General features: G+C 61.3%; 28 protein-coding genes. 16 read left to right on the top strand and 12 right to left on the bottom strand.

The window, feature by feature from the left end:
* The first annotated feature begins 17 nt into the window (after positions 1 to 17).
* Together mce and MF268_RS06415 are read left to right on the top strand one after the other, a co-directional pair.
* Positions 18 to 422: a methylmalonyl-CoA epimerase gene (gene mce / locus MF268_RS06410; protein ID WP_088634794.1), complete on the top strand. Its 405-nt coding sequence runs from the start codon at positions 18 to 20 to the stop codon at positions 420 to 422.
* Between the two features lie 23 nt (positions 423 to 445).
* On the top strand, positions 446 to 718 hold the full coding sequence (locus MF268_RS06415) for a DUF1467 family protein (protein WP_238370053.1): 273 nt from the start codon (positions 446 to 448) through the stop codon (positions 716 to 718).
* 189 nt (positions 719 to 907) lie between these two features.
* Here MF268_RS06415 and MF268_RS06420 read toward each other — a convergent pair whose 3' ends face one another.
* Positions 908 to 1618: an EI24 domain-containing protein gene (locus tag MF268_RS06420; RefSeq protein ID WP_238370054.1), complete on the bottom strand. Its 711-nt coding sequence runs from the start codon at positions 1616 to 1618 to the stop codon at positions 908 to 910.
* A complete protein-coding gene (locus tag MF268_RS06425; RefSeq protein ID WP_238370055.1) occupies positions 1615 to 2193 on the bottom strand; it encodes a nitroreductase family protein in 579 nt (192 codons plus the stop codon). Before MF268_RS06425 ends, MF268_RS06420 begins: the two co-directional genes overlap by 4 nt.
* A gap of 197 nt (positions 2194 to 2390) precedes the next feature.
* On the opposite strand from MF268_RS06425, the gene MF268_RS06430 reads away from it, so the two are divergent.
* Positions 2391 to 2687 (top strand): DUF167 domain-containing protein, encoded by a 297-nt coding sequence (locus MF268_RS06430; RefSeq protein ID WP_238370056.1) that lies wholly within the window; start codon positions 2391 to 2393, stop codon positions 2685 to 2687.
* Here MF268_RS06430 and MF268_RS06435 read toward each other — a convergent pair.
* Complete coding sequence (locus tag MF268_RS06435) at positions 2654 to 2899, bottom strand: hypothetical protein (RefSeq protein WP_238370057.1); 246 nt, start codon at positions 2897 to 2899, stop codon at positions 2654 to 2656. The genes MF268_RS06430 and MF268_RS06435 overlap by 34 nt on opposite strands.
* A gap of 10 nt (positions 2900 to 2909) precedes the next feature.
* On the opposite strand from MF268_RS06435, the gene MF268_RS06440 reads away from it, so the two are divergent.
* Positions 2910 to 3737: a M48 family metallopeptidase gene (locus tag MF268_RS06440; protein ID WP_420485417.1), complete on the top strand. Its 828-nt coding sequence runs from the start codon at positions 2910 to 2912 to the stop codon at positions 3735 to 3737.
* Positions 3738 to 3818: 81 nt separating this feature from the next.
* Entirely contained in the window at positions 3819 to 4079 is a 261-nt protein-coding gene (locus MF268_RS06445) for a DUF6455 family protein (protein WP_238370058.1), read from the top strand.
* Between the two features lie 42 nt (positions 4080 to 4121).
* Here MF268_RS06445 and rimO read toward each other — a convergent pair whose 3' ends face one another.
* The gene (rimO, locus tag MF268_RS06450) at positions 4122 to 5513 is read right to left on the bottom strand and encodes a 30S ribosomal protein S12 methylthiotransferase RimO (protein ID WP_238370059.1); all 1392 of its coding nucleotides are present in this window, start codon (positions 5511 to 5513) and stop codon (positions 4122 to 4124) included.
* Between the two features lie 96 nt (positions 5514 to 5609).
* Here rimO and MF268_RS06455 point away from each other — a divergent pair, with 96 nt between their 5' ends.
* Entirely contained in the window at positions 5610 to 7544 is a 1935-nt protein-coding gene (locus MF268_RS06455; protein ID WP_238370060.1) for an AsmA family protein, read from the top strand.
* A 16-nt stretch (positions 7545 to 7560) separates the two neighbouring features.
* Here the strand turns inward: MF268_RS06455 and MF268_RS06460 are convergent, their stop codons facing one another.
* Genes MF268_RS06460 through MF268_RS06475 form a run of 4 tightly spaced genes read right to left on the bottom strand, consistent with a single transcriptional unit; the run spans position 7561 to position 12309 of the window.
* Entirely contained in the window at positions 7561 to 9057 is a 1497-nt protein-coding gene (locus MF268_RS06460) for a phosphomannomutase/phosphoglucomutase (protein ID WP_238370061.1), read from the bottom strand.
* Positions 9058 to 9071: 14 nt separating this feature from the next.
* A complete protein-coding gene (gene kdsA, locus MF268_RS06465) occupies positions 9072 to 9905 on the bottom strand; it encodes a 3-deoxy-8-phosphooctulonate synthase (RefSeq protein ID WP_238370062.1) in 834 nt (277 codons plus the stop codon).
* Between the two features lie 3 nt (positions 9906 to 9908).
* Complete coding sequence (locus tag MF268_RS06470) at positions 9909 to 11672, bottom strand: capsule biosynthesis protein (RefSeq protein WP_238370063.1); 1764 nt, start codon at positions 11670 to 11672, stop codon at positions 9909 to 9911.
* Positions 11650 to 12309 (bottom strand): ABC transporter ATP-binding protein, encoded by a 660-nt coding sequence (locus MF268_RS06475; RefSeq protein ID WP_238370064.1) that lies wholly within the window; start codon positions 12307 to 12309, stop codon positions 11650 to 11652. The genes MF268_RS06470 and MF268_RS06475 overlap by 23 nt, the downstream gene beginning before the upstream one ends.
* Positions 12310 to 12600: 291 nt before the next feature.
* On the opposite strand from MF268_RS06475, the gene MF268_RS06480 reads away from it, so the two are divergent.
* From MF268_RS06480 to MF268_RS06495, 4 genes are all read left to right on the top strand, one after another.
* A complete protein-coding gene (locus MF268_RS06480) occupies positions 12601 to 13209 on the top strand; it encodes a uracil-DNA glycosylase family protein (protein ID WP_420485418.1) in 609 nt (202 codons plus the stop codon).
* The gene (locus tag MF268_RS06485) at positions 13206 to 13994 is read left to right on the top strand and encodes an SseB family protein (protein WP_238370066.1); all 789 of its coding nucleotides are present in this window, start codon (positions 13206 to 13208) and stop codon (positions 13992 to 13994) included. The genes MF268_RS06480 and MF268_RS06485 overlap by 4 nt, the downstream gene beginning before the upstream one ends.
* A 25-nt stretch (positions 13995 to 14019) precedes the next feature.
* Positions 14020 to 14394, top strand: coding sequence for an MmcQ/YjbR family DNA-binding protein (locus MF268_RS06490; protein ID WP_238370067.1), 375 nt, complete (start codon positions 14020 to 14022; stop codon positions 14392 to 14394).
* Positions 14395 to 14513: 119 nt separating this feature from the next.
* On the top strand, positions 14514 to 15032 hold the full coding sequence (locus MF268_RS06495) for a YHS domain-containing (seleno)protein (protein WP_238370068.1): 519 nt from the start codon (positions 14514 to 14516) through the stop codon (positions 15030 to 15032).
* 18 nt (positions 15033 to 15050) lie between these two features.
* On the opposite strand, the gene purD is transcribed toward MF268_RS06495, so the two are convergent.
* Entirely contained in the window at positions 15051 to 16313 is a 1263-nt protein-coding gene (gene purD / locus MF268_RS06500) for a phosphoribosylamine--glycine ligase (RefSeq protein WP_238370069.1), read from the bottom strand.
* 154 nt (positions 16314 to 16467) lie between these two features.
* Here purD and MF268_RS06505 point away from each other — a divergent pair, with 154 nt between their 5' ends.
* Together MF268_RS06505 and xseA are read left to right on the top strand one after the other, a co-directional pair.
* Positions 16468 to 17028 (top strand): type 1 glutamine amidotransferase domain-containing protein, encoded by a 561-nt coding sequence (locus MF268_RS06505; protein ID WP_238370070.1) that lies wholly within the window; start codon positions 16468 to 16470, stop codon positions 17026 to 17028.
* 38 nt (positions 17029 to 17066) lie between these two features.
* Entirely contained in the window at positions 17067 to 18614 is a 1548-nt protein-coding gene (xseA, locus tag MF268_RS06510; RefSeq protein ID WP_238370071.1) for an exodeoxyribonuclease VII large subunit, read from the top strand.
* Between the two features lie 25 nt (positions 18615 to 18639).
* On the opposite strand, the gene MF268_RS06515 is transcribed toward xseA, so the two are convergent.
* Together MF268_RS06515 and MF268_RS06520 are read right to left on the bottom strand one after the other, a co-directional pair.
* Positions 18640 to 19038: a hypothetical protein gene (locus MF268_RS06515; protein WP_238370072.1), complete on the bottom strand. Its 399-nt coding sequence runs from the start codon at positions 19036 to 19038 to the stop codon at positions 18640 to 18642.
* Positions 18956 to 20119, bottom strand: coding sequence for an alkane 1-monooxygenase (locus MF268_RS06520; RefSeq protein ID WP_238370073.1), 1164 nt, complete (start codon positions 20117 to 20119; stop codon positions 18956 to 18958). Before MF268_RS06520 ends, MF268_RS06515 begins: the two co-directional genes overlap by 83 nt.
* Positions 20120 to 20346: 227 nt before the next feature.
* On the opposite strand from MF268_RS06520, the gene MF268_RS06525 reads away from it, so the two are divergent.
* Both MF268_RS06525 and ftsY read left to right on the top strand, forming a co-directional pair.
* Entirely contained in the window at positions 20347 to 22032 is a 1686-nt protein-coding gene (locus tag MF268_RS06525) for an NAD(P)H-dependent oxidoreductase subunit E (protein ID WP_238370074.1), read from the top strand.
* 84 nt (positions 22033 to 22116) lie between these two features.
* Positions 22117 to 23508, top strand: a complete 1392-nt coding sequence (ftsY, locus tag MF268_RS06530) for a signal recognition particle-docking protein FtsY (RefSeq protein WP_238370075.1) — start codon at positions 22117 to 22119, stop codon at positions 23506 to 23508.
* Between the two features lie 34 nt (positions 23509 to 23542).
* Here ftsY and MF268_RS06535 read toward each other — a convergent pair whose 3' ends face one another.
* A complete protein-coding gene (locus tag MF268_RS06535; RefSeq protein WP_238370076.1) occupies positions 23543 to 24025 on the bottom strand; it encodes an MgtC/SapB family protein in 483 nt (160 codons plus the stop codon).
* Between the two features lie 69 nt (positions 24026 to 24094).
* Here MF268_RS06535 and MF268_RS06540 point away from each other — a divergent pair, with 69 nt between their 5' ends.
* A complete protein-coding gene (locus tag MF268_RS06540; RefSeq protein ID WP_238370077.1) occupies positions 24095 to 24997 on the top strand; it encodes an EamA family transporter in 903 nt (300 codons plus the stop codon).
* An 8-nt stretch (positions 24998 to 25005) separates the two neighbouring features.
* Positions 25006 to 25617, top strand: coding sequence for an inner membrane-spanning protein YciB (locus MF268_RS06545; RefSeq protein WP_238370078.1), 612 nt, complete (start codon positions 25006 to 25008; stop codon positions 25615 to 25617).
* The last annotated feature ends 9 nt before the right edge of the window (positions 25618 to 25626 follow it).

Consider the following 25626-nt stretch of genomic DNA (forward strand, 5'->3'; position numbering starts at 1 on the left):
TATTTAGGGAGGTGCCGATGATTGGCCGACTTAACCATGTTGCGATTGCCGTGCCGGATCTCGAGGCCGCCTCGGCCCAGTATCGCGATGCGCTTGGGGCCAAGGTCGGTGCGCCTCAGGACGAACCGGATCATGGCGTGACGGTGGTTTTCATCGAGCTGCCCAATACCAAGATCGAATTGCTTTATCCGCTCGGCGATGACAGCCCGATCAAGGCGTTTCTGGAAAAGAACCCTGCGGGTGGCATGCATCACGTCTGCTACGAGGTCGATGACATCATCGCGGCGCGCGACCACCTCAAGGAAACCGGCGCACGGGTGCTGGGCAACGGAGAGCCCAAGATTGGCGCGCATGGCAAACCGGTGCTGTTTCTGCACCCCAAGGATTTCAACGGCTGTCTTGTCGAACTCGAACAGGTCTGAGCCGTCGCTGAAAGGAGCCTGACATGGGCGTTACATCGGCCATCGTGCTGTTCATCGTCATCTGGTTCATGACGTTTTTCGTGGCCATCCCCATCCGCGTGAAAACGCAGGGGGATCTTGGTGAAATCGTACCCGGCACCCATGCCGGGGCCCCGGAATCTCATCACCTGCGCAAGAAGGCATTCTATACGACGGCGGTTGCCTTCGTGCTCTGGGTCATCATTTCGGGGATCATCCTGTCGAACTGGATCACGCTGGAAGACTTCGACTGGTTCTATCGCGCGCTGCCGCGATAAGAGGTGTTCGGAACCGGGTACCGCGGCTGGATTTATGCTATGCTCAGTTGATTGAAAAAGGCCACAGGCTGATGCCTGTGGCCTTTTCTTACAGCGTCGAGCTCTACGTCGGGCTTTGCGCCCGTTCGGTGCGAGTTTCTAGGGTTAAGTTCGAAAACCGAAATAATACAGTCGATAGTAAGGGATTTCTTAACGGTCTTTGTTGAGCATGTGAAAGAGATGGGTGAAGGTCGCGGCACCCAGAACCGGCACCAAGAGGTTCACGATGGGTACCGTCAGTGGAACTGTCATCAATACGCCAGCAAGGAAAACGGTGCTGCCGTATTGCTTGCGCATGCGGGTGGCCTCTTTGCGGCCGATGCGGCGGATCGCGACCAATGTGAAATATTCGCGCCCGAGCAGGTACCCGTTCAGCGCGTAAAACACGAAGGGCGCAAAGGGCGCGAGAACGGCTGTGACCAGAAAGATGAGATAGACGACCAGACCAAGGAGGTTCGCGACAATCAGGACACCAAGAAAGGCGACCGAGTCGCTCAGCGCCTCGGCAAAGGGGACGTTGCGGGCCTCGGGCAGCTGGGGATAGTGCCGGTCTTCGACCGCCTGCGCGATCTCGTCGAGAAAAAAGGAGGTGATGGCCGAGGCCACCGGCACCATCAGGAAGATTGACAGGAACAGCATCACCAGGATCGAGGTGGCGCTGAACAGGCTGTCGACCCATTGCACCTCGCCAATCCAGGGCAGGGTCATACCATCGCCGAAGTAGGTCTGTACCAGCCACAGCAACCCGACCGTTGCCGCGACCAGCAGCGCCAGGGTCAGCAGAACGCCCAGCATCAGTACCTTGCGGAACGGCCGGTCGCCGATTTGCGCGATGGCGAGAAAAAACGCCTGAAGGATCAAGACGAAACCCAGGTGGTTTTAGCGGCGAGATCGGGGCGCGGACGGTCCGGCGGCGCCGCGGATTCGGTGCCGATATGGATGAAACCGGCGATTTTTTCTTGCGGCGCAAGCCCAAGCGCGGCGCTGCAGAATGCCGGGTCGTGGCTGATGCTGCCCGAGAGCCAGTTCGCCCCCCAGCCTGCGGCAAGCGCGGCGTTCAGAAGCGCAAGGCAAACGGCTCCGGCGGAATATGTCTGTTCGATCACGGGGATCTTTGCCGTTTCATCAGGGCAGGCGACAACCGCCACCGCCAGATGCCCCTGATCGAACTGGGTCCGGGCCTTGGCCACGTCGTCATCGGCGAGCCCAAGCGCTTTTGCATGTTCCCCGGCCTGATCCGCGAGACGGGGCATCGCGCCCTCTTCAATCACGATAAAACGCCAGGGTTCCAGCTTGCCGTGATCGGGACTGCGGGCAGCAGCCGTCAGCAGAGGTTCAAGAGCGGTCTCGTCGGGCACCGGGGTTGTCAGAGTCTTGGCCGGGCGGGAACGCCGATGAAGCAGAAATTCAAGCGCGGCGGGATTGGGAGTCGGCATATGTTAATCTTTCTTACATTCTGCGGATATGTTGGCTCGAACCTGTAGCTATGCAAGAGAGAGGTCTATGTTTTTCGAGGGAAATCCGCAAGCGTGGCTAGGATCGGGATTTTTTAGCTTCTCAACCCAGTTGTATAACGGGTTGGATTCCGATTTGAATCAGCAGGGTAGGTTGCGCAGTTGACATGAGGCGATAAATGGCCCGGGCAAAATCCAGAGACTTCCCTGATCTGGCGCACCTTGTGGTCGAAGGGGCGGAATTCGCCGTGCGCGTAACGCCCGGCGCGGCGAGAAAGGCGGTTGTCGAACGCGATGGCGTGTTGCGCATCACCGTCACGGCGGCACCGGAGAACGGCAAGGCAAATGCGGCTGTCACGCAATTGCTGGCTCGCGCGCTGGGTGTCGCGCCAAGTGCGCTAACCTTGTTGCGAGGGGAAACGTCGCGCGAAAAGCTGTTCCGCTACGATGTGGAGGCGTTGCGTCGCAGACGATAGACGCCCTCGGGCAGGTCGAGCGCTGCGGCGAGATCGCGCAGCTGTTCCGGCGAAAGCGTTATTTTCATCATCTGGTTGGTGCGCGCGTCGAATTGCTCGATCGTGATGCATTCGGCAAAACTGTTGATGACCACGTCCTCTTGCAGGGGCGCGGGCGCTTCGTCGACGAGCGTGATCACAGTGGCGTCGAATTCGTGTTCAATGCTAAACATGGGGTTGAGAGTGGCGCTGTTGCTGGGGCATTGCAAGGGCGATTCACCGCAGAACGGGGCACTGGAAGGCGGCGTCGACTGTGCTAGGGTCATTCGCGAAATACTGAAGAAAGGAGCGCCGATGCGCTGGGGTCGGGTACTGATCGGTTTGTGTGCAGCCTTGGGTCTTTCGGGGTGCGACATGCCGACCGTGTCAAGCGGCGCCACCTCTGGCGCCTCGGTCGTGCCCGGGTTTTCCCCGGAACTTGTTCAGGCCAACTTTTCCTACGTTGTCAGCGCGGTAGAGCCGATAGCTGAACAGGAATGTCGCAATCGTACAACGGGGATGAACTGCGATTTCCTGATTGCCGTCGATGCTCGTCGCAACGCGCAGCCGAACGCATTTCAAAGCCTCGATCGGCAGGGACGCCCGGTCATCACCTTTACCGCCTCTCTGATTGAAAGTGTCGGGAGCGTGGATGAACTGGCCTTTGTGATGAGCCACGAGGCCGCGCATCACATCCGCAACCACCTTGCCCGGCAGCAGCGCAATGCCGAAGCGGGCGCTGTCGTGTTTGCGGGGCTTGCAACGCTCACCGGCGGCAGCGCGCTGGACGTGGAGAACGCTCAGCGGCTTGGTGCCGCCGTTGGGGCGCGCAGCTATTCAAAGGAATTCGAACTGGAAGCGGATGAGCTGGGCACGGTGATCGCCTACCGCGCGGGATTCAACCCTTTGATCGGGGCGGGATTCTTCGCCCAGATTCCGGATCCGGGCGACCGTTTTCTCGGCTCGCACCCGCCGAATGCAGATCGACTGGACACGGTGCGCCGGACCATGTCGCGGTTGACCTCGGGCTGAGGCTTATTTGACATCGATCAAGGCGATGTCCCCTTATCGCGGGCAGAGTGGCCGGGCAGATTCAAGGAATCGGAGACCCGGATGCAAGACCCTGAAAAGCTTAAGAAGCACGCGGTTCTAATGGACCGGATGGCCGAGACGGTCGGCGTGGACATACAGCAAGAGATCCTGGACGGCGGCCGTTTGACCGTTAGTGAGCTTGGCGACGCGGTGCTGCGCTGTTGCGAATGCTCGGATCCGGGCTTTTGCGGAAGCTGGCTGGACGCGCAGAAAACCGGCGCCATGCAGACGCCAAGCTTTTGCCGGAACAGCGAGATGATGGCCCGGCTGCGCGTGGAATAATCTTTCTATTCCAGTGAATTGCCGGGCGTCGCTTAAGCTGGATCAGCCGTCAAGACGTCCCCAGAGATCGTAGTCGCTGGCTTCATCCACGGTGACCGTAACAAGATCGCCCGGTTTCAGGTCTTCAAAGCCTTCGTCGATAAAGAGGTTGCCGTCGATCTCGGGCGCATCGGCCCAGCTCCGGCAGGTGGCGGCCTCGTCATCGATTTCATCGACAATGACCTGTAGCTGCTGGCCGACCTTGGCCTGCAGCTTGGCTTCGGAAATGGCCTGTGCCTTTTCCATGAAGCGGTCCCACCGTTCTTGCTTGACCTCTTCTGGCACGTGATCGGGCAAATCGTTCGATCGGGCCCCGTCGACATTTTCGTATTTGAAGCAACCGACCCGGTCGAGACGGGCTTCGTCCATCCAGTCGAGCAGCGTCTGGAATTCGGATTCGGTTTCGCCCGGGTAGCCGACGATGAAGGTCGAGCGCAGGGTAATGTCGGGGCAGATGTCGCGCCAGGCGGCGATTTCGTCGAGCGTTTTCGACCCGGCGGCAGGCCGTGCCATGCGTTTCAGCACATCCGGGTGCGCATGCTGGAAGGGGATGTCGAGATAGGGCAGCAGCCCGTTCGACGGATCGGCCATCAGCGGGATCAGATCGCGCACATGCGGGTAGGGATAGACGTAATGCAGCCGCACCCAAGCGCCGAGCTGACCGAGTTCGCGGGAAAGGTCGAGGATATGGCTGCGCACCTCGCCGTCTTTCCACGGATTCGTGTCGTACTTGCGATCAAGCCCATAGGCGCTGGTGTCCTGGCTGATCACCAGAAGCTCGCGTACGCCGCTTTCGACCAGTTTTTCTGCTTCACGCAGCACCGCATGGGCGGGCCGCGACATCAGCCGACCGCGCATGTCCGGAATGATACAGAATTTGCACTTGTGATTGCAACCTTCTGAAATCTTTAGATAAGAATAGTGCCTCGGCGTGAGGGAGACGCCCGAGGCCGGAAGCAGATCGACAAAGGGGTTCGGATCGGGAGGCACGGCGGAATGGACCGCGTCGAGCACTTGTTCGTATTGATGCGGGCCAGTCACGGCGAGCACCTTGGGGTGGGTCCCGGTGATGTATTCCGGCTCGGCCCCGAGGCAGCCGGTCACGATGACCCGGCCGTTTTCGGTCAGCGCCTCGCCGATGGCTTCGAGACTTTCGGCTTTGGCGCTGTCGAGAAATCCGCAGGTGTTCACAATTACCGCATCGGCGCCGCTGTAGTCTGGCGAGATACCATAGCCCTCGGCCCGCAGCCGCGTAAGGATGCGTTCGCTGTCGACCAGCGCCTTTGGGCAGCCAAGCGAGACCATGCCAATGGTGGGCTGGCCGGGACGGGGCGCATCGCCGATGCGCGCGCGGGGCGCGAGATCGGGGCGCAGTTCAGGAGGGTTCGTGCTCATGTGCGCTCCTATAGGCCCGGCGCGAGAAAGGTGCAAAGGCTTTGCGCAAAGGGCTAAGGCGGATATGCTGGTGAAAACGGCAGGCGGAGCAGGCGAATGCGGTGGATTTTCAGGCTGATCGGCGCGGTGTTGCTGGCGCTGGTGACGTTGGGAGCCGGGCTGTTTCTTTTACCGCAGGAACGTATCGCGGAAATCGCGGCTGAACAGATTCGCAACCAGACCGGGCGAGAGGTGACCATAGGCGGCGGCGTGCGCCTGTCTCTCTGGCCAACCTTGGGGGTGAAAACGGGGCCGGTTACAGTTGCCAATGCCGACTGGGCCGATGCCGAGCCGATGCTGCGTGCCGAGGCGCTTTCGGTGGGGCTATCGGCGCGCGATCTTTTGCGCGGGCGGATCCGGGTCAGCGAAGTGGTGGCAGAACAGCCGGACCTGCGGCTGCAACAAAGCGCGGACGGTGTCGGTAACTGGGAGTTCACAGAAACCGAAGCCGTCGCGGACGGCGGTGAAACCTCCGGCGAAGCACCGGGCGGGTCTTCGCCGGTCATGCTTGAACGGCTCAAACTCAGCGATGCGCGGTTGCTGTACCGGCGCGAGGGCGGCGGAGAATTTGCCCTGTCGGATGTCGACCTGACGCTGGACTGGCCCGAACCGAGCGGCGTTGCCCATATCGGTCTGGCGATGTCCCCAGCGGGCGAGCGCATCAAGGTGGCGGCACAAGTTGCGAATTTCCAAGACTTTCTTGCCAGCGATGTGGCGCCGCTAACGCTCGAGGTGGCGACCTCGGGCGGTACGGCGAGCTTTGTCGGCCGGGCGCGGCTGAACGGCGAAGCCTCGGGGCGGGTGACGATGGATGCGGACGATATCGTCAAGATGCAGCGGGCGCTGAGGCTTGGGCAGAGCTTCTGGCCCGAGCGCATGGGACGCGGTGTGGAACTGGTGACCGAGGCGACCTATACGCTGGATCAGCGGCTTTCGTTACGCGACCTGTCCGTGCTGCTGGATCGGAACCGGGTGAACGGCGCGGCCGATCTGTACCTTGCCGATGCTGTTAAACTTACCGCGCGGCTCAATGCCGATGCGCTTGATCTTACACCGGTTTCCGCAAAAGGCGGCGGCGGGGGCGCCGGGTCGGGCTCGACAAGGCTTGGCTGGTCGAGCACGCTGATCGATGCAAGCGGGCTGGGCCTAGTGAACGCGTCGGTCACGCTTGATGCGAAAAGCGTCCGGGTTGCGGGCACCCAATTGGGCGCGGTGCAGGCGCTGTTCACGCTGGTCGACTCCCGTGCGGTGCTGGACCTTGTGCGGGTCGACGCCTTTGACGGAGAGATCACCGGGCAGCTGGTGGCCAACAACCGGACAGGGCTTTCGGTCGGAGGAGCGTTGCAGGCGAAGGGTATTGAGATGCAGCGGCTCTTGTCGGATATGGCCGATATCAATCGCTTTTCCGGCAAGGCGGATATGAAGCTTACCTTTCTGGGCGTGGGACAGAGTGCGGATATGATCATGCGATCGCTCTCGGGATCGGGGCGGATTGGCATGACAGCGGGGGAAATTGCGGGCATCGACCTTGAGGCGCTGATGGATTCGGGCGAGCAGAATGGCGGCACCACGGTGTTCGAAACGTTGAAAGCCAGTTTCGGTATCACGGGCGGCGTGCTGAGCAATGACGACCTTGCCGTCGAGCTCAAGAATTTCCGCGCTGACGGCGCCGGCGTGATCGGGCTGGGGGAAAGGGATATCGACTATGTCATCACGCCCGTGGCGCTGCGGGCGCGGGGCGGCGAGGGGCTTGCGATCCCGGTGCGCATCAGCGGCTCCTGGGCGCGGCCAAGGGTGCAGCCCGACCTTGAAGCGGTGCTGAAATCGAATGCTGATGTGAAACTGGATGCGCTGGAGGAGCGTGCCAAGGAGAAGATCCGCGCCAAGCTGAGCGGGGCGCCCGGCGATACCCGCGATGTCGAAGAGCTTCTCAAGGACAAGATCGAGGAGGAAGCCAAGAAAGGCTTTCTAAAGCTGTTGGGCGGCGATTGACGCCGCCCGGAATGCTTCAGATTTTCTGGTCGTAATCGCCGACGGAAGGTTCGGTACGGATCACCGCATCGATATCGGCAAAGATCGCGCGCATCTCTTCGTCGCTTTCGCTGCTTTCACAAACGACGACAAGGTTCGGCGTGTTGGAGGAGGCACGCACCAGCCCCCACGACCCGTTATCAAGGATCACACGGGCACCGTTGACGGTCACGACTTCCTTGATGTCGCGCCCGGCGACCTGTTCACCGGCTTCGGCCTTGGCGACAAGCTTTTCGACAAGCCGTTCCAGAACCTCGTATTTCTCCGTATCGGCGCAATAGGGCGACATGGTGGGCGTGGAATAGGTGACCGGCAGGGCCTTGCGCAGGTCGGACATTTTCATGTCGGGGTTGCGGTCCATCAGCTTGCAGATTTCGACCGCGACACGCATCCCGTCATCATAGCCGCGCCCGATGGGTTCGGCGAGGAAGTAATGGCCGGATTTTTCGAAACCCGCCAGCGCGCCAAGTTCGTGGACACGGCGTTTCATATGGCTGTGACCGGTCTTCCAGTAATCGGCCTTGACGCCGTTGGCCTGCAGTTCGGGGTCGGCGGCAAAAAGCCCGGTGGATTTCACGTCCGCCACAAAGGTTGAGTTCGGATAGATTTTCGAGAGGTCGCGAGCCATGATGACGCCAACCTTGTCCGCGAAAATCTCTTCGCCCTCGTCGTCGACCACGCCGCAGCGGTCGCCGTCCCCGTCAAACCCAAGCGCGAAATCTGCGCCGGAGTTCTTTACCGAAGCCGACATGTCATGGAGCATTTCCATCGCTTCGGGGTTCGGGTTGTAGTTCGGAAAGGTGTAGTCGAGCGTATTGTGGCTTTCGACGACCTCGACGCCGATGCGTTCGAAAAGCGCCGGGGCATAGGCGGCGGCGGTGCCGTTACCCGTGGCGCATACGACCTTGAGTTTGCGGGACATTTTGAAGTCGCCTACGAGGTCGTCCATATAGGCGTCCCAGACACCATCGACGAATTCGTACTTGCCGCCATCGCGCGGTTCGCCCTTGCCGTTGAGGACGATATCCTTGAGTTCACCCATTTCATCGGGTCCGTGGGTGAGGGGCATGGCAAAACCCATCTTGACCCCGGTCCAGCCGTTCGGGTTGTGCGAGGCGGTAACCATCGCAACACCCGGCACGCCAAGGTGGAACGAGCTGAAATAGGCCATCGGCGTGATACAGGGGCCAATGTCCTTGACGGTGATCCCGGCCTGCATCAGCCCGAGGATCAACGCGTTCTTGATGGTCAGCGAATAGTCGCGATAGTCGTTGCCCACTGCAATGACGGGTTCGACCCCGCGCTTGTGCATCTGCGTGCCGATTCCGAGGCCAAGCGCCGTCATGCCGGGCAAGTTGATTTCATCGGGGTATTTCCAGCGCGCGTCATATTCGCGGAAGCCGGTCGGCGTGATCATCGGATCGCGCAGGAATTCCCAGGTGTTGGGCGTAACTGTAGAAGCAGGTTTGGTCATGAAATTCTCTTTTGTCAGAGCGTTAGGGGGTTCGCTTTGGCAATGGCGTCAAAGGCCATCAGCGTGTCGATCAGATCTGGCATCTGGTCGAGATAGATCATGTTGGGCCCGTCGCTTGGCGCGTTGTCCGGGTCCTCATGCGTTTCGATGAATACAGCGCCGACGCCGATGGCCACGGCCGCGCGGGCCATGACGGGCGCGAATTCGCGCTGTCCGCCGGTCGATCCGCCCTTGCCGCCGGGCTGCTGGACCGAATGGGTTGCGTCCATCACCACGGGGTAGCCGGTTTCCGCCATCTGTGGCAGCGAGCGCATGTCGGCGACCAGCGTGTTATAGCCAAAGGACACCCCGCGTTCGGTCAGCAGGATGCGTTCATTTCCAGTGCTTTCAATCTTGTCGACGACATTCTTCATGTCCCAGGGCGCGAGGAACTGGCCCTTTTTGACATTGATCGCGGCACCGGTCTTGCCAGCGGCCAGCAGCATGTCGGTCTGGCGACAGAGAAAGGCAGGGATCTGGATGATATCCACGGCCTCGGCGGCCTCGGCGCATTGCGCCTCGGTGTGGACGTCGGTGAGGACCGGGACGCCGAAGATTTTGCGGATATCCGAAAGGATGGACAGACCCTGTTCCATGCCAAGCCCGCGTTTGCCCGAAAGCGAGGTGCGGTTGGCCTTGTCGTAAGACGCCTTGAAAACGTACTGGGCGCCGAACTTGTCGCAGGCCTCTTTCATACGGCCTGCGATCATCTGCGCATGATCGCTGCTTTCAAGCTGGCAGGGGCCCGCAATAATGGTCAGCGGGCGGTCATTGCCGATTGTGAGGTCGGCGACCTGTACATGTTTCATATGCTACGACGTAACCTGTTCACGGAGGATTGAGGCGGTTAGTGAGAACATAAGATAAATGCCTGAAAAGACCAGAAAGGCCAAGATGGTATTCTCGAAGCGGCGCGGATAGCTCGCCTCCTGGCTGGCGACGGGTAGCACCGAGGTGGTGAGATAGCGCACCTGCCGATTGGCCTCCATCCGGGTCTGTTCGACCTGCTGGAGCGCGGATTGCAGCATCAGGTCGCGGGTTGCGAGATCGGCCTGCGCCATCTGGATGCGCACCGACATCTGGGCCAGCGAATTTTCGCCCTTGGAGGCATCGACCATCTTTTCGTTCAGATCGTCCAGCAGGTTTTGAATCCGGTCGATATCGCCCTGCACCCCGTCCACGCGGGCCTGGTTCGGGCGCTCGTTATCCATCAGCGCGGCGAGTTGCAGCTCTTTTTCCTGCAACTGGATTTCCATGTTGTTGATCTGCGAGCGCAGCCCGGCGATCACGCCTTCCGGGTCGAGGATCGCACCGCGTTGCTGTAGCTGTACCAGTGCCTCCTGCGCGTTGCGCCGTTCGGCCTGCGCTACTTCGAACCCCTGCATGGCGTCACGCATCTGGTCAGCGCGTTTCTGTTGGGACAGATTGTTAATGCGTTGTTCCGCATAGGAAATCAGGTGGTCCGAGTAATCGCGCGCGATTTCGGGGTCGGCGGCAACGACCTCCATCCGGATGATGCCCTCGGTCGGGTCATAGCCGATTTTCACGTTCTTCTTGTAGACGGCATAGGCCTCTTCATTGGTCGGATCATCGGTCAGGCGCTGGATCGGGTCGATCCAGTCCTGCGAGAAATGCGATTTAAAACCCACGTCCTGATCTAGCCGCAGCATCGCGTCCTTGGATTGCAGGTAGGACTGGGTCGCGATGGAATCCTGGCTGGTGGCGAATTGCGTGCCGGTCAGCAGGCCGCCAAGCCCGCTGCCGCCAAGGTTATCGGCCTGAAGGATCAGGAATTCGGACTTGGTCGCGTACATGGGGGTTGCGACCACGTAGAAATAATAGCCCGCAATGGCGGTGGGCAGCATTACGAAAAAGGCCAGCCGCGTCATCAGCAGCATCAGTTTGCGGCGACGGCGTCGCATGATATCGCGTTGAATCTGCGTGATTTCCCGCTCGCGCCGCTCCGCCGGGCTCATCTCGGTCGAGGTGGGCGACAGGGGGGTGCTGGTGCGCGGCAATTCCCGTCCGGGCTGTTTGCGCTGGGCCGGGACATTTTCGAAAGCATCCGGCGCGCCGCCTTCATGCTGGGCGGCACCGCCCTTTGGCACGACGAGTTCCAGCGTATTGGAGGCCGCGAAGGGGTCGATGCCCTTTTCGCGCAGCAGCCGTACAGCTTCGAAATCCGAGGTCGCGGGAAGCTTGTGCTTTTGTGCGACGCGGCGCGCCATGCGCAGCTGCCGACCGGTCAGGCCTTCGCGTTTGATCGTTTCGATATCAGTGGCGTCGCTGGTCGGAGCGGCGGGGCTTTCGGCCCTGGCTGCGGGTTTGTCTTCTGCCTGTTTTTCGGGTGTCGACTGATCCGTGGTCGTCGCGGCATCGTCCTGCGGGGCCTGTTCACGCCGTTTCGCCGCACGTTCGCGCGCGGTCATGCGGGGCGGCATGGCACCGGGTTCAGGTTCTGGCATCTCAACGGCTTTGGGTCCGGGCAAGGGCCGGGCGACCGCGGCCTGCGGCGCGGATTCTTCGGTGAGCGTCCGCTTGATGCGGAATTTTCTAGCCTTGGGTTTCGTAGTCATAGAGCAGCTTCGCTTCTTCCAAGGTTTCGAACATATGCAACTGGCCGTTCATCAAAACGGCGGCCGATTTGGCGAATTTCTCAAGCGTGGCAGCCTGATGCGAGACGATGATGATGGTTGTCGTTGCAAGCCTTTCCTGCAGGATCGCACCCGCCTTCTTGTTGAATTCGACGTCGGTGGTGCCGGGCATGCCCTCATCGATGAGGTAGATGTCAAATTCAAGCGCCAGCATCAGCGAAAAGGTGAACCGCGCCCGCATCCCGGCGGAATAGGTGCCCAGGGGCTGGTCGAAATATTCGCCAAGGTTGCACAGCCAGCGGCAGTAGGATTCCACGTAATCGGGATCAAGCCCGTACAGCTTGGCGATATAGCGGCAGTTTTCCATCGCCGAGACCTTGGGCACGACGCCGCCCATGAAGCCCAGCGGGAAAGAGATGTTGCACATCCGGCGGACTTCGCCCTCATCGGGTTTTTCGAGGCCGGCCATGATGTTGATCAGGGTGGTCTTGCCGGTGCCATTGGGCGCGAGAATGCCCAGCGAACGGCCGAGTTCGACCCGGAACGAGACCCGGTCGAGGATCACCTTGCGCTGTGTCCCCGTCCAGAAAGATTTGCTGACATTCACGAATTCTAGCATATTCGTCGTCTGATGCCGCCTTCTTGCCCGATACGTTGGGTGGTTGGGTCCACCGTGCCTGTCCTAAACCGGTTAACAACCCGTATCAGACGTTTCTTAATAGGTCATATACTGCAGCTATGTAGCGAAACTGGCAACATTATGGCCAAAGAGAGTGTGACTGTTTTCCTGCCTGCGTGCCCCTGTTTTCGGGGCTTATGTTGCCAGCCTGTTTATCACCCTAAATTGTCTTGGCGAAGGCCATGGGATTGATCCGGAGGCAAGCGTGGCACAGATACATCGTTCATGACGATGAATGAACCTGATACGCGCCCCGGCGAGGGGCTGCGCAATGACATCCGCGCCTGCCGGATCTGTGCCGCGCGATTTGCTGCGACGAAAACTGCGCATGCACCGCGCCCGGTGGTGTGGTTTCGTCCGGGCGCCCGGATCCTGATCGCGGGGCAAGCCCCGGGGGCGCGGGTGCACGCCTCGGGCCGTCCGTTCAGCGATGCTTCGGGTGACCGGCTGCGCCACTGGCTGGGGTTGGATGACGAGACGTTTTATGACCGGGACCGGGTCGCCATCGTGCCGATGGCGTTCTGTTTTCCGGGCTATGACGCAAAGGGCGCGGACCTGCCGCCGCCACCTGTTTGCGCCGCCACCTGGCATGGGTCGGTGATGGCACAGCTTGCCTCGGTCAAGCTGACGGTACTGGTGGGCGGTTATGCGCATAAATGGCATATGGGGCGGCAAAAGAGCGTGACCGCGACCGTGGCGGGCTGGCGAGACCATGCACCGTCGGTCTTTCCCTTGCCTCATCCGTCATGGCGCAATACCGGGTGGTTGAAGAAAAACCCTTGGTTCGAGGCGGAGCTGCTGCCGGTTCTGCGCGACAGGGTGAGAAAGGTTATGGAATGAGCGAAACGACTCCGCTGGATCAGGCCCATGCAGCGATGGAAGCGGCGCCCGAGGATGGCGCGGCGCGGATGCGATTTTACGAACGGCTCGCGGATGGAGAGCTGTTCCTGATGCTGAGCGCCGAGCCGAAGGGCGACGATGTAAGACCCGAGATATTCGAGCTGGAAGAGGGGACCTTCGTGCTCGCCTTTGATCGCGAATCCCGGCTGTCGGATTTCGCCGGACGGCCCGCGCCCTATGTGGGGTTGTCGGGGCGTACCCTTGCCGGGATGCTGGCGGCACAAGGGCTGGGGCTGGGCGTGAACCTTGAGGTCGCGCCGTCGTCAATTCTGATCCCGCCCTCTGGCGTTGCGTGGCTCGCCGAGACAACCGCCAATATCCCCTCGGAAGTCGAGGCAAAAATTGCCGAAGTGAACGCGCCGAAGGGCTTGCCCGAGAGCCTGATTTCAGCGCTGGATACCAAGCTGGCCACAGCGATGGGATTGGCGCGCACTGCCTATCTGGTTGGAGTGACTTATGAAACCGGCGGGCAGGGGCATATGCTGGCCTTTGTCGATGCTGCGGACTGGGGCCGGGATGCGCTGGCACGCGCCACGGGCGAGGCGCTGACATTCTCGGACATCGAGGCGGGCGCGCTGGACGTCGGGTTCTTTACCTCGGACGAGCCGATGGCCGAGGCGCTATCGCGCGCCGGGCTGCGATTTGACCTGCCCGAAGCGGTTCAGCCCGAGGTCAGCCGGATCGCGCCGGGAAGCGACCCCGACAAGCCACCAATCTTGCGCTGAGGCGGGGCGCGGCTAGACTGCGGCCATGACACGCGACGAATTCAACGCCTATTGCTCAGCTTTCCCGGCGAGCACCCATGTGGTGCAGTGGGGCGATGCGGATGTGTGGAAAGTAGGCGGCAAGGTCTTTGCCATCTGCGGCTGGAATGACGGTGCGGCGGCGTTTACCTTCAAGGTCACCGATATGGCCTTTGAGATCCTGCCGGACATGAAGGGCATCCGGCCCGCGCCCTATATGGCGTCGCGCGGTCTTAAATGGGTGCAGCACTATGCCAGTCCGGGCCTGTCGGACAGCGAGCTGAAGGAGCATATCGCCTTGTCTTTTGACATGGTTGTTTCAGGGCTTAGCAAGAAGAAGCGCGCTGAGCTGGGGCTTTTGAAACAAAAGCAGCCCTCCTGATCACGAAAGACAATTTGGCGTAACAGCTGCGCGAGCCACGGTACGCAAGGCCCGGATTTACCGTAATCTGCGGACCTATGCACCTTGTGCGACATGCTTGATGGCCGAAAGGATATGTCATGAAACGGTCCGTGTTACCGCTGTTTGCCGCGAGTTTCCTGTTTACCGCGCCTGCCTTTGCGGGAGAACAATTCGTTGATTCCACCGGGTTCGCCGTGTCGGGCTTTGACGTGGTCGCCTATCGCGATCTCGAACAAAGCCCGGTGGGGACACCGCAACCCGATCCGGTGCCGGGGCGCGCGGATATCACCGCCGAATACAATGGGGCCGTCTTTGCCTTCAGCAGCGAAGAAAATCGCCACAAGTTTCTGGAAAACCCTGCCTATTTCGCGCCGGCCTATGACGGGCATTGCGCCTATGGGGTGTCAAAGGGGGGCAAGGTGCCCGGCAACCCGACGCTCTGGCGGGTGGTGGATGACAAGCTATACCTGAATATCACCGATGTGGTCGTCGGATTCTGGGAAGAGGACATTCCCGGCAATATCAATATCGCCGAGGGCAACTGGCCAGAGATCGAACCGGTTGCCGCGTCGGAAAACCCGATCCCGAATTATTCCTCACCCGCGCCGGTCAAGTAGCAACCGGCGCGACAGGGATCAGAGCGCGCGCCAGCCGATGTCGCGGCGAAAGAACCCTTCGGGCCAGTCGATAGCATCGGCCATCGCATAGGCGCGATCGCGCGCTTCGGCCAGCGTCTTGCCGCGGGCGGTGACATTTAAAACCCGCCCGCCACTGGCGGTGATATGGCCATCGGTTTCGGAAGTGCCGGCGTGAAAGCACATTTCGCTGCTGGTTTCGGGCAGATATTCCAGCCCGTTGATCCGGCTGCCTTTTTCGTAAGATCCGGGATATCCCTTGGCGGCCATGACGACTGTCATCGCATGATCGTCGGCCCAGTTCACCCGCATCTTTCCCAGGCGGGATTCGGCGGCGGCGTGCATCAGGTCCATAGCTTGCGCGCCGAGGCGCATCATCAGCACCTGACATTCCGGATCGCCGAAACGCACGTTGTATTCGACCAGCCGGGGCTGGCTGTCCCTGATCATCAGCCCGACGTAGAGAACGCCCTGATAGGGCATGTCGCGCTTGGCCATTTCCGCCATCGTCGGGCGCACGATTTCATCGAGCGCCTTTTGTGTGATTTCATCGGTCATGACAGGGGCGGGGGAATAGGCGCCCATGCCGCCGGTGTTGGGGCCGGTGTCGCCTTCGCCGACACGCTTGTGATCCTGAGCGGTGCCGATGGGCAGCACATCGGAGCCGTCGCAGAGCACGAAAAAGGACGCCTCTTCGCCTTCCATGAACTCTTCGATGACAACCTCGGCCCCGGCGGAGCCGAATTCGCCGCCGAACATGTCGTCGATAGCGGCAAGGGCTTCGTCCTCGGTCATGGCGACGATGACGCCTTTGCCTGCCGCAAGACCGTCGGCCTTGACGACAATCGGCGCGCCCTGTTCGCGGATATAAGCGCGGGCTGCTTCGGCATCGGTGAAATGCGCGTAATCGGCGGTGGGCGCCTTGGCGGCTGCACAGATTTCCTTGGTGAAATTCTTGCTGGCCTCAAGCTGGGCGGCAGCGGCCGAGGGACCGAAGACAAGGATATTCGCATCCCGCAGCGTGTCGGCGACGCCTGCCGCGAGCGGGGCTTCGGGGCCGACGATCACGAAATCGATACTGTTTTCCAGCGCGAATTCCACAACGGTTGGCCCGTCTAGGATATCGAGCTTGGCGCAGGCAGCGATGGCGGCGATGCCCGCATTGCCGGGGGCGACGATCAGCTTGTCGCATTTCGGGTTCTGCATGACCGCCCAGGCAAGGCTGTGTTCACGCCCGCCGCTGCCCAAGATCAGAATGTTCATCCGCTATCCCCTTGCTGCGGTGCTGTCACAAATCGCCGTCTGCATAGGGGGCCGGCGGGCAATAGGCAAGAAGACGCGGGGGAAACTCGGCCAAAGGAACTCTGCCTTTCGGCTCGCGTTGGGTGGCCAGAAACAGAGAATAAGGAGTCATCAAATGGCACGTCTCAGTGAAAAGAAAATTGCAATCCTTGCCACGCACGGATTCGAACAGTCCGAACTTGAAAAGCCGCTGGAAGCGCTCCGCGAGGCAGGCGCCGATGTCCATGTCGTTTCGCTGGAATGTGGAGAGATCAAAGGTTGGGATGGCGATGACTGGGGACGCCCGGTTACGGTAGACAAGCTGCTGTCGGACGTCTCTGCCAACGACTACGATGCGCTGGTGTTGCCCGGCGGTCAGATCAACCCGGACCTGCTTCGTGTTGAGAGGAACGCCGTCGAATTTATCCGGTCCTTCTGGGACAGCGGCAAGGCCATCGGTGCAATTTGCCACGCGCCTTGGTTGCTGGCAGAAGCGGAAATCGTCAAGGGGCGCAAAGTTACGTCCTACAAGTCGATCGAAACCGACATTCGCAATGCGGGTGGTCTGTGGGAAGACAGTGAGGTCGTGACCGACATGGGGCTGGTGACAAGCCGTAACCCGGACGACCTTCCTGCGTTCTGCAACAAGCTGATCGAGGAAATCGCAGAAGGTCGCCACGAAAAACGCGCGGCGTGACCTTTTCCTGACGCGCGACATGGGGCAATACTTGCCCCATGTCCGATCTGATAGACGATCCCGCTCCGGGACAAAATACACCCGAATACACCGTGTCGGAGATATCCGGCGCGGTGAAACGTACTCTGGAAGACGAATTTGGCCGGATCCGCGTCAAGGGAGAGGTCGGGCGCGTGTTCAAGGCGCGCTCCGGGCATCTATACTATGACGTTAAGGATGACCGCAGTGTCCTGGCTTGCACTACTTGGAAAGGGCAGATCGCGAATCTTTCGGTGGTGCCCGAAGAGGGGCTGGAGGTCGTCGTTACCGGGCGGCTGACCGCATTCGGCGCGCAATCCAAGTACAACATGAACGTGGATGAGGTGGCCGTCGCTGGACAGGGCGCGTTGATGGCGCTTTTGGAGAAGCGCAAGAAGCAGCTTGCGGCCGAGGGCCTCTTTGAAGCGTCGCGTAAGCGGCCCTTGCCGTACCTGCCTGAAATTATTGGTGTTATTACCTCGCCCTCGGGAGCGGTGATCCGTGACATTCTGCATCGACTGCGCGACCGTTTTCCGCGCAAGGTGTTGATCTGGCCAGTCGCCGTGCAGGGCGCGGCTTGCGCGCCCGAGGTGACGCGGGCCATTGAAGGGTTCAATCGCCTGACTCCCGGCGGCGCTTTGCCGCGACCCGACTTGCTGATCGTGGCGCGTGGTGGCGGCTCGGTCGAGGATCTTTGGGGGTTCAACGAGGAAGTCGTCGCGCGGGCGGCGGCGGCGTCGGAGATTCCGCTGATTTCCGCCGTGGGTCACGAAACCGATACGACGCTGATTGATTTCGTTTCTGACCGTCGCGCACCGACGCCGACGGCGGCGGCCGAACTGGCTGTGCCGGTTCGGGTGGAATTGCTGGCCTGGGTCGAAGGGCAGGGCGCGCGGCTGACACGGGCGGGCAATGGCGCGGTGACCCTGCGGCGTCAGCGGCTGGCCGATCTGAGCCGGGCCTTGCCACGGGGCGACAGCCTGCTGGCCTCGGCGCGGCAACGCTATGACCGGATCGCCGATCAGCTGCCGGTCGCGCTCATCAAGGGCGTTCAGGCGCATCGGGTACATCTGTCGGACGTTTCAGGCAGCCTGAGACCATCGATTTTGACGCGGATGATCGCGCAGGAACGGCGTGGCGTTCAGCAGTGGTCGGCGCGGCTGGTTCCGGCGTTGGACCGAGCGGTAGCGCAGCGGCGCACCGGGTTCGAATCGCGCGCGGCGCGTCTGCGGCCGCGCGAACTGACAGCGAAAATTTCCCAGCGAAAACAGGATCTTGGGGGCTTGTCGAGGCGGCTTTCCGCAATCGGGCGCAACCAGGTTTCCGGGCTGGATATCCGGTTGAAAACAGCAGATCGGATGCTGGCCACGCTGGGATATGAGGCGACGCTGGAGCGGGGCTATGCGGTGATCCGCGCCGAGGGAGAGGTCGTGACCCGCAAGGCCGAGGCCGAAGGGGCGGCGACGCTTGAGATTCAATTCGCCGATGGCCGGATGAAGGTGGGCGGCAAGCCCGCGCGAAAGTCGTCGAAAACGGCACCCGAACCGGATCAGGGCAGCCTGTTCTGATTGATCGAGGACGGGTGAGGAGGACCTAGACGCCGACGTCGGGGCCGTAGCAGATCATCTCTTCGCCGACGTCCTGCGCCTCGTAGAGTTCGGTGGAGGAATTGTTATTCTCGAACTGGGCGATCAGACCGCCCGTGCCTTTGCGAAAGGTCCAGCACTGCGGATCGCCCGGGCGATCATCGTAGACGAAACAGATTTGGCCCGCCTGTTCGTACCAAGATCCGTATTTGCATTCACCGTCCAGAAAGGACCAGACCACGCGGCGGTCATCGAGGTAACGCTCGACCCCGTAGGCCTCACCGCCATTGCCGTAGAACAGGGTTTTGCCATTGGTGTAGTTTTCAAACGCCTCTGCGCTCATCGCGGATTGAGCGGCCAGCGGCTGGGCGAGGAAAGCGGTGAGAATCAGCGATAGTCGTAGCATTGGCAAACTCTGCCACAGGGTCGCGGGTTTCGCTACCAATGGTTGACACAGGGTTAACGCCGGCTGCACGATCGGCGCCAAACCGGGCAACGCGCGGGTCCATCAGGCGTTTCCAGAGCGGCGGGACGGTTGCGATCATCGCCATGACGGGAAAGGTCGAGGGCAGCATCGGCATTTCATCCGGGTTCAGACGAAGGGCGGTAAAGCGGCGCGTGGGGGCCACGTGATGGTCCGAATGGCGCGGCGCGTTGAGCATCATCGCGGCGGAGTACCAAGGGCTCGCGTTCCAGGAATGGCGCGGAGAAACCGGCTCGAGCCGCCCATTGGCAAGGGTTTTGCGGCGCAGCCCATAATGCTGGACATAATCCGAAAGCATCAACTGCATCTGTGCGAATGTCGTGAGGGTGAGAAGGGCGAACAGGCCGGGCCATCCGGCGATGAGCAGGGCGGCAATCACCGTAACCGCGCCGCCCAAAGTGTATATAACGTAGGGGTGCATACCTCGCGCGTGGCCTTGTCGAAGACGGTTTTCGGCGCGAAGCCCGGCGTGGAATGAGCCTATGACAGCGCGGGGCCAGAAGCGATAGAATCCTTCACCCGATCGTGCCGAATTCGGATCGCGTTCGCTGGCGACGAGTGGGTGATGCACCCGTAGATGGGCCGAGACGTGATGGCCAAAGAGAAGCGAGCAGAAGATCGCGGTGCCAAGGCGGCGAAGCCCGCGTTGCGGGGCATGGATCAGCTCATGCCCGGTGGCATTTGAAACCTGACCGAGAAATAGGCCGATGCCGAACCACAGAGCGACGGTGGCGGCGGGGCTGCTGGTGCCATGCGCCAAGGCATGAACGCCCAGCCCGAGCAGCAGGAAATGCGCCGCAGTCAGAACAATGCAAAGCCGGTTGCCAAGAGTCAGCGCGGGTGTATCTCCGCGTGGCAGGGCAGGAAGCCGGGTCAGCCGGTCGGCGGCAAAGACGACAAGCGTCATGAAGGCGAGCCCGAGCCAGATCCAGACCCCACCCGCGATGCAGCCGAGACCAAGCAGGACCGCAGGTGTCAGGCTGGCCATCGCGTAACGGATCATTAATTTCCCTTCCCGTAGAACGCGACTTTACGCTAGGGCGACATGGGCCGCGATTTTCGCTTTGATACGGGTCAAAGGCTCGGGTCTGGTATCAAATGCGCGACGCCATGCATCATATGGGAAAGCTCAAGGCAACGCAAAGTCGCTCTGCCCTGTCGCTTTTGATCGAATGACGTGCCGCGGGTGGGATATAGATTGCTTAAGAATTGAACAGGGAAGCCGGCGAAATGCAGGATCGCGAAGCAAAGGGTGTCTGGAAAACCGGTAAGGGCAAGGGGCGGCATACGCCCAAGGGCCGGCAGCTGGAGGATACAGCCTGGGAAGAGGTTCGCGCGCTGCTGGGGGAACGGCCGCGCCGTCGCGACCTGCTGATCGAGTTCCTGCACCTGATACAGGACGAATACGGGCATTTGTCTGCCGCGCATCTGCGGGCGCTGGCCGAGGAGATGCGGATCTCCATGGCTGAGGTTTACGAGGTGGCCACGTTCTACGCGCATTTCGACGTGGTGAAAGAGGGCGAAACGCCGCCGCCCGCGCTGACCATCCGGGTCTGCGATTCGCTGTCTTGTGAGTTGGCAGGATCGCAGGCGTTGAAAGCGGCACTTGAAACCGGGCTGGACCCGTCAGAAGTCCGGGTGCTGCGCGCGCCCTGCATGGGCCGGTGCGAAACCGCGCCGGTGCTGGAGATCGGCCATAACCACATCACCCATGCGACGGTCGAAAAGACCATGCAGGCGATAGAGGCGGGCGATACCCACACCCATATACCTGAATACGAGGGGTTCGAGGCTTATCGTGCGGATGGCGGATATGAGACGTTGCTTGATCTGCGTGAAAACGGTGACTGGGAAGAGGTCCAGCAGCTGATCCTCGATTCAGGTCTGCGGGGTCTGGGCGGCGCGGGCTTTCCGAGCGGCAAAAAGTGGGGCTTTGTTCGGGCCAATGCCGGGCCGCGCTATCTTGCCGTGAACGGTGACGAAGGCGAGCCGGGGACGTTCAAGGACCGCTACTACCTTGAACGCAGGCCGCATGCCTTTCTCGAGGGCATGTTGATCGCCGGATGGGCGGTGGAAGCGAACACCTGCTTTATCTACATGCGGGACGAATACCCCGGAATCCTCGAAATCCTGCGCCGCGAAATCCGTGCGCTCGAGGACGCGGGGATCGTCGCGTCCGGGTATATCGATCTGCGGCGCGGGGCCGGGGCATATATCTGCGGCGAAGAAAGCGCGATGATCGAATCCATTGAAGGCAAACGGGGAATTCCGCGTCACCGGCCGCCCTTCGTGGCGCAGGTCGGGGTCTTCGACCGTCCGACCTTGGTGCATAATGTCGAAACGCTCTATTGGGTGAACCGTGTCTGCCGAGAGGGGCACGGTCTGCTCAGCAAGATGGAATTCAACGACCGTACCGGTCTTCGGAGTTTTTCGGTTTCGGGCCGGGTCAAGCAGCCGGGCGTGCACCTGCTGCCTGCGGGGTCGACCATTTCAGACGTGCTCGAAGCGGCAGGCGGTATGCTCGACGGGCATGAGTTCAAGGCATACCAGCCGGGCGGGCCGTCTTCCGGATTGTTGCCTGCGTCGCTGAACGACGTGCCGCTCGATTTCGACATGTTGCAGGAACATGGCACCTTTATCGGATCGGCGGCGGTGGTGATCCTGTCGGACAAGGACAGCATGCGCGACGCGGCGCTGAACATGCTGCGCTTTTTCGAGGATGAGAGCTGTGGGCAATGTACGCCCTGTCGGGTGGGCTGCGAAAAGGCGGTGAAGCTTATGCAGGTGGATCACTGGGATCAGCCGCTGCTTGATGAGCTTTGTACGGCGATGGCGGATGCGAGCATTTGCGGGCTGGGGCAGGCGGCACCGAACCCGATCCGCAGCGTGATCCGGCATTTTCCCGAGGAAGTCTGAGGCGCTGTTGGCGCTATCTGATCATCCGCTCTTCCATCCGGCGTGGTGCTGGACTACGTCATGGGGGCAATTGCGGAGTAGATCATGGCATTTTTCACCAAGCTGAAAGATCGCTTGTTCAAATCCTCTTCCAAACTGGAGCAGGGTCTGGACGCGATCGTGGAAGATGGCGGCGAAGCCGAAGAGGTTGCAGCGGTGACGCGCGCGGCCGATCCGAAACCCGACACGCCGCCAACCCCGGATCCGACACCCGAGCCGGAGCCGACCCCCATTCCGGACCCGACCCCGGATCCCGACCCGGCGCCGATCCCCGATCCGACGCCGGAGCCGACCCCGATCCCCGAGCGCGAGCCGGTCCCCGAGCCGGATGTGCCGCGGCCGACGCCGCGTCCCGATCCGAAACCGGATCTGCCGTCGCCGACACCTTCCCCGACCGAGGTCCCGTCACCATCGCCCAGCGAAGTGCCGGATAATCCCGAGCCGGGCCCGATCTCTCCGCCGAGTGAAGCGCCGATGCCAAGCGATCCGCAGCCCTCGATCTCGCCCGACCGGCTGGACATGGGCGCGCCTGAACCCGCACGCGGCGGCGGGCTGCTAGGCCGGTTGCTGGGCCGCAGCGCGCCCAAGACGGTGGTGCGCCGGGTGCTGGATGACGACATGCTGGAACAGCTCGAGGAGCTGCTGATCAGTGCCGACATGGGCGTGGATACTGCGCTGCGCGTCACCGCGAACATGGCCGAGGGTCGCTTTGGGCGGAAACTTTCGGTCGATGAGATCAAGCAGTTTCTCGCCACCGAAATCGCGCGGGTGATGGAGCCGGTCGCGCGGCCCCTGCCGATCTATTCGAAACGGCCGCAGGTCGTGCTGGTCGTCGGGGTGAACGGGTCGGGCAAGACCACGACCATCGGCAAGCTGGCAAGTCAGTTTCGTGCCGCTGGCAAGAAGGTGGTGATCGCGGCGGGTGATACCTTCCGGGCGGCGGCGGTGGAGCAGTTGCAGGTCTGGGGCGACCGGGCCGGGGTGCCGGTGCTGACCGCGCCGGAAGGGTCGGATCCGGCAAGCCTTGCCTTTGACGCGATGACCAAGGCGCAGGAAGACGGGGCCGATCTTTTGCTGATTGACACCGCAGGGCGGTTGCAAAACCGCGCCGACCTGATGGAAGAGCTTGCCAAGATCGTTCGCGTGATCCGCAAAAAGGATGAAACCGCGCCGCATAACACCCTGCTGGTGCTGGATGCGACGACGGGCCAGAACGCGCTGAGCCAGGTCGAGACCTTCCGCAAGATTTCCGACGTGTCCGGTCTGGTGATGACCAAGCTGGACGGGACCGCCAAGGGCGGCGTCCTCGTCGCGCTGGCCGACAAGTTCGGTCTTCCGATCCATGCCATTGGCGTGGGCGAGCAGATCGACGATCTCGCCCCGTTCGACCCCGATGAATTTGCCGCCGCGCTGACAGGGATGGATAGCGCCGCGTGAAACTCTCCCTTTCCGAAGACCGGTACCGGGGCCGTCAATGCGTGCCCATGCCCTTTTCCAGCCAGCGCAGACCGATCAGAACCGCGGTGACCAGAAGGGTCGCGAGCGCGGCCAGCGGTGCTTGTCCGGCACCGCAGGCAAGACCGATGGCCCCGGCCAGCCACATTGAGGCCCCGGTCGTCAGGTTCCTCACCTTGTCGCCCGACGTAAAGATTACGCCCGCGGCGAGAAAGGCGACACCGGCAGTGACGGCCTCGATCAGTCGCAGGGGGTCGATCTGCACTTCATTGCCGACGCCAAAGGGAAGGCTGCCAAGGTGTTGTGAGACGAGGATAAACAGGCAGGCGGCGATCGAGACGAGCATATGGGTGCGCAGACCGGCAGGTTTACGACGCCATTCCCGCTCCATGCCGATCACGGCGCCAAGCACCAGCGCGGCAAGCATGCGGGTCATGGCCACGATCAGCGGCACTTCAGAGAAGGTATTGGTAAGTTCGTCGACAATCGTGTCCCACATGAATTTCTCCTTCGTCTGCGGTAGTCACAAAACAGTCCGATCCTATCACAGGTTCCCGGTGGGCGTGCGATGAGCGACTGGCTGGTTTCCCTCGAAGGCACCTCGGCCGGCCATCAGCTTGCGTTGTTTCTTGCCTTGCTCGCCGCGTTTCTTCACGCGGTCTTTGGCGCGCTGCAAAAGGGGCGGTACGATCCCTGGCTTTCACGCGGAGCCATCGACGTTTTCTATTGCCTGATGTCGATCCCGTTCGTGCTTTTCGTCGTGCCGTGGCCCGAGGCGCATATGTGGCCGATCTTTGCCGGGGCTTTTGTCATCCACCTGTTCTACAAGCTCCTGCAGGCGCAGGCCTATACCAAGGGCGCTTACACGGTGGTCTACCCGGTGGTGCGCGGCATGGGGCCACTGTTCACCGTCATCGGGGCCTATTTCATTTTCGGCGAGATCTTTGCGCCGATGCAGTGGATTGGCGTGGGGGTATTGCTGTCAGGGATCTTTGGTCTTGCGCTTTATAACCTGATCTTCCTTGTCTCGGAACGCGACACGCTTTGGGCGGCGCTGGGGCTGGCGGTCATGACCGGGCTCTTCGTGGCGCTTTATACGACCTACGACGCCTATGGCATCCGCGCGACGGCCGATCCATTCACCTTCCTGTTCTGGTTCTTCATGCTCGACGGTCTGGTGATGCCGATCATCGGCTTTGTACGCTGGCGGCGCATGGACGCGCCGCCCAATCCCGGCCCGCTCTTGTTGCGTGGCTTTTTCGGCGGCATCGTGGCCTATTTTAGTTTCGGGTCGATCATGCTGGCCACCCGGCTGGACAAGGTGGGCGAAGCGGCGGTACTGCGCGAGACATCCACCGTTTTTGCCGCGTTGATCGGCTGGCTGGTGCTGAAGGAAACCGTGGGGCCGCGCCGGATCGCGCTGATGTCCCTGATCGCGATTGGCGCGGTCATCGTAGAAATGGGAGGCTGAGAGCCCGAATGGCGAAGCAGAAGAAAGAGATCAACATCTGGTTGAAACAGGTGCTGGAGCTGGGGCCGCCGATCCTGTTTTTCCTGATCTACCTGCGCATCAAGGAAGACGTGTTTGTCTTTGGTGGCACGGAATATTCCGGGTTCATCGTCGCCACGCTGGTCTTTGTGCCGATCCTGCTGATCGCGATGGGTATCCTGTGGCAACTGACCGGCGAACTCAGCCGGATGCAGATTTTCACCGCCTTCATGGTCATCTTCTTTGGCGGGCTGACCGCGTGGTTCAACGACGAACGGTTCTTCAAGATGAAGACGTCCATCGTCTATGGCGTATTCGCCGTTCTGCTGGGCATCGGTCTGATGCGTGGGCGATCCTATCTCGAATACGTGATGGGCGACATGATCCCCATGCGCGAGGCGGGGTGGATGCAGCTTACCCGGCGGCTCTGCATCTGTTTCGCGCTGCTCGCCATCGCGAATGAACTGGTGTGGAGAAACCTGTCCACCGATCTCTGGGTCAAGATCGAGACCTTCGGTTTCCCCATCATCCTGTTCCTGTTCCTCTGGGCGCAGATCGTCGCGCTTCAGGCGCATATGATCGACGAGGATGACAAGGCGTAGACGCCTTGC

The organism is Heliomarina baculiformis (assembly GCF_019966545.1).
In the GTDB taxonomy this organism is placed as follows: Bacteria; Pseudomonadota; Alphaproteobacteria; order Rhodobacterales; family Rhodobacteraceae; genus Heliomarina; species Heliomarina baculiformis.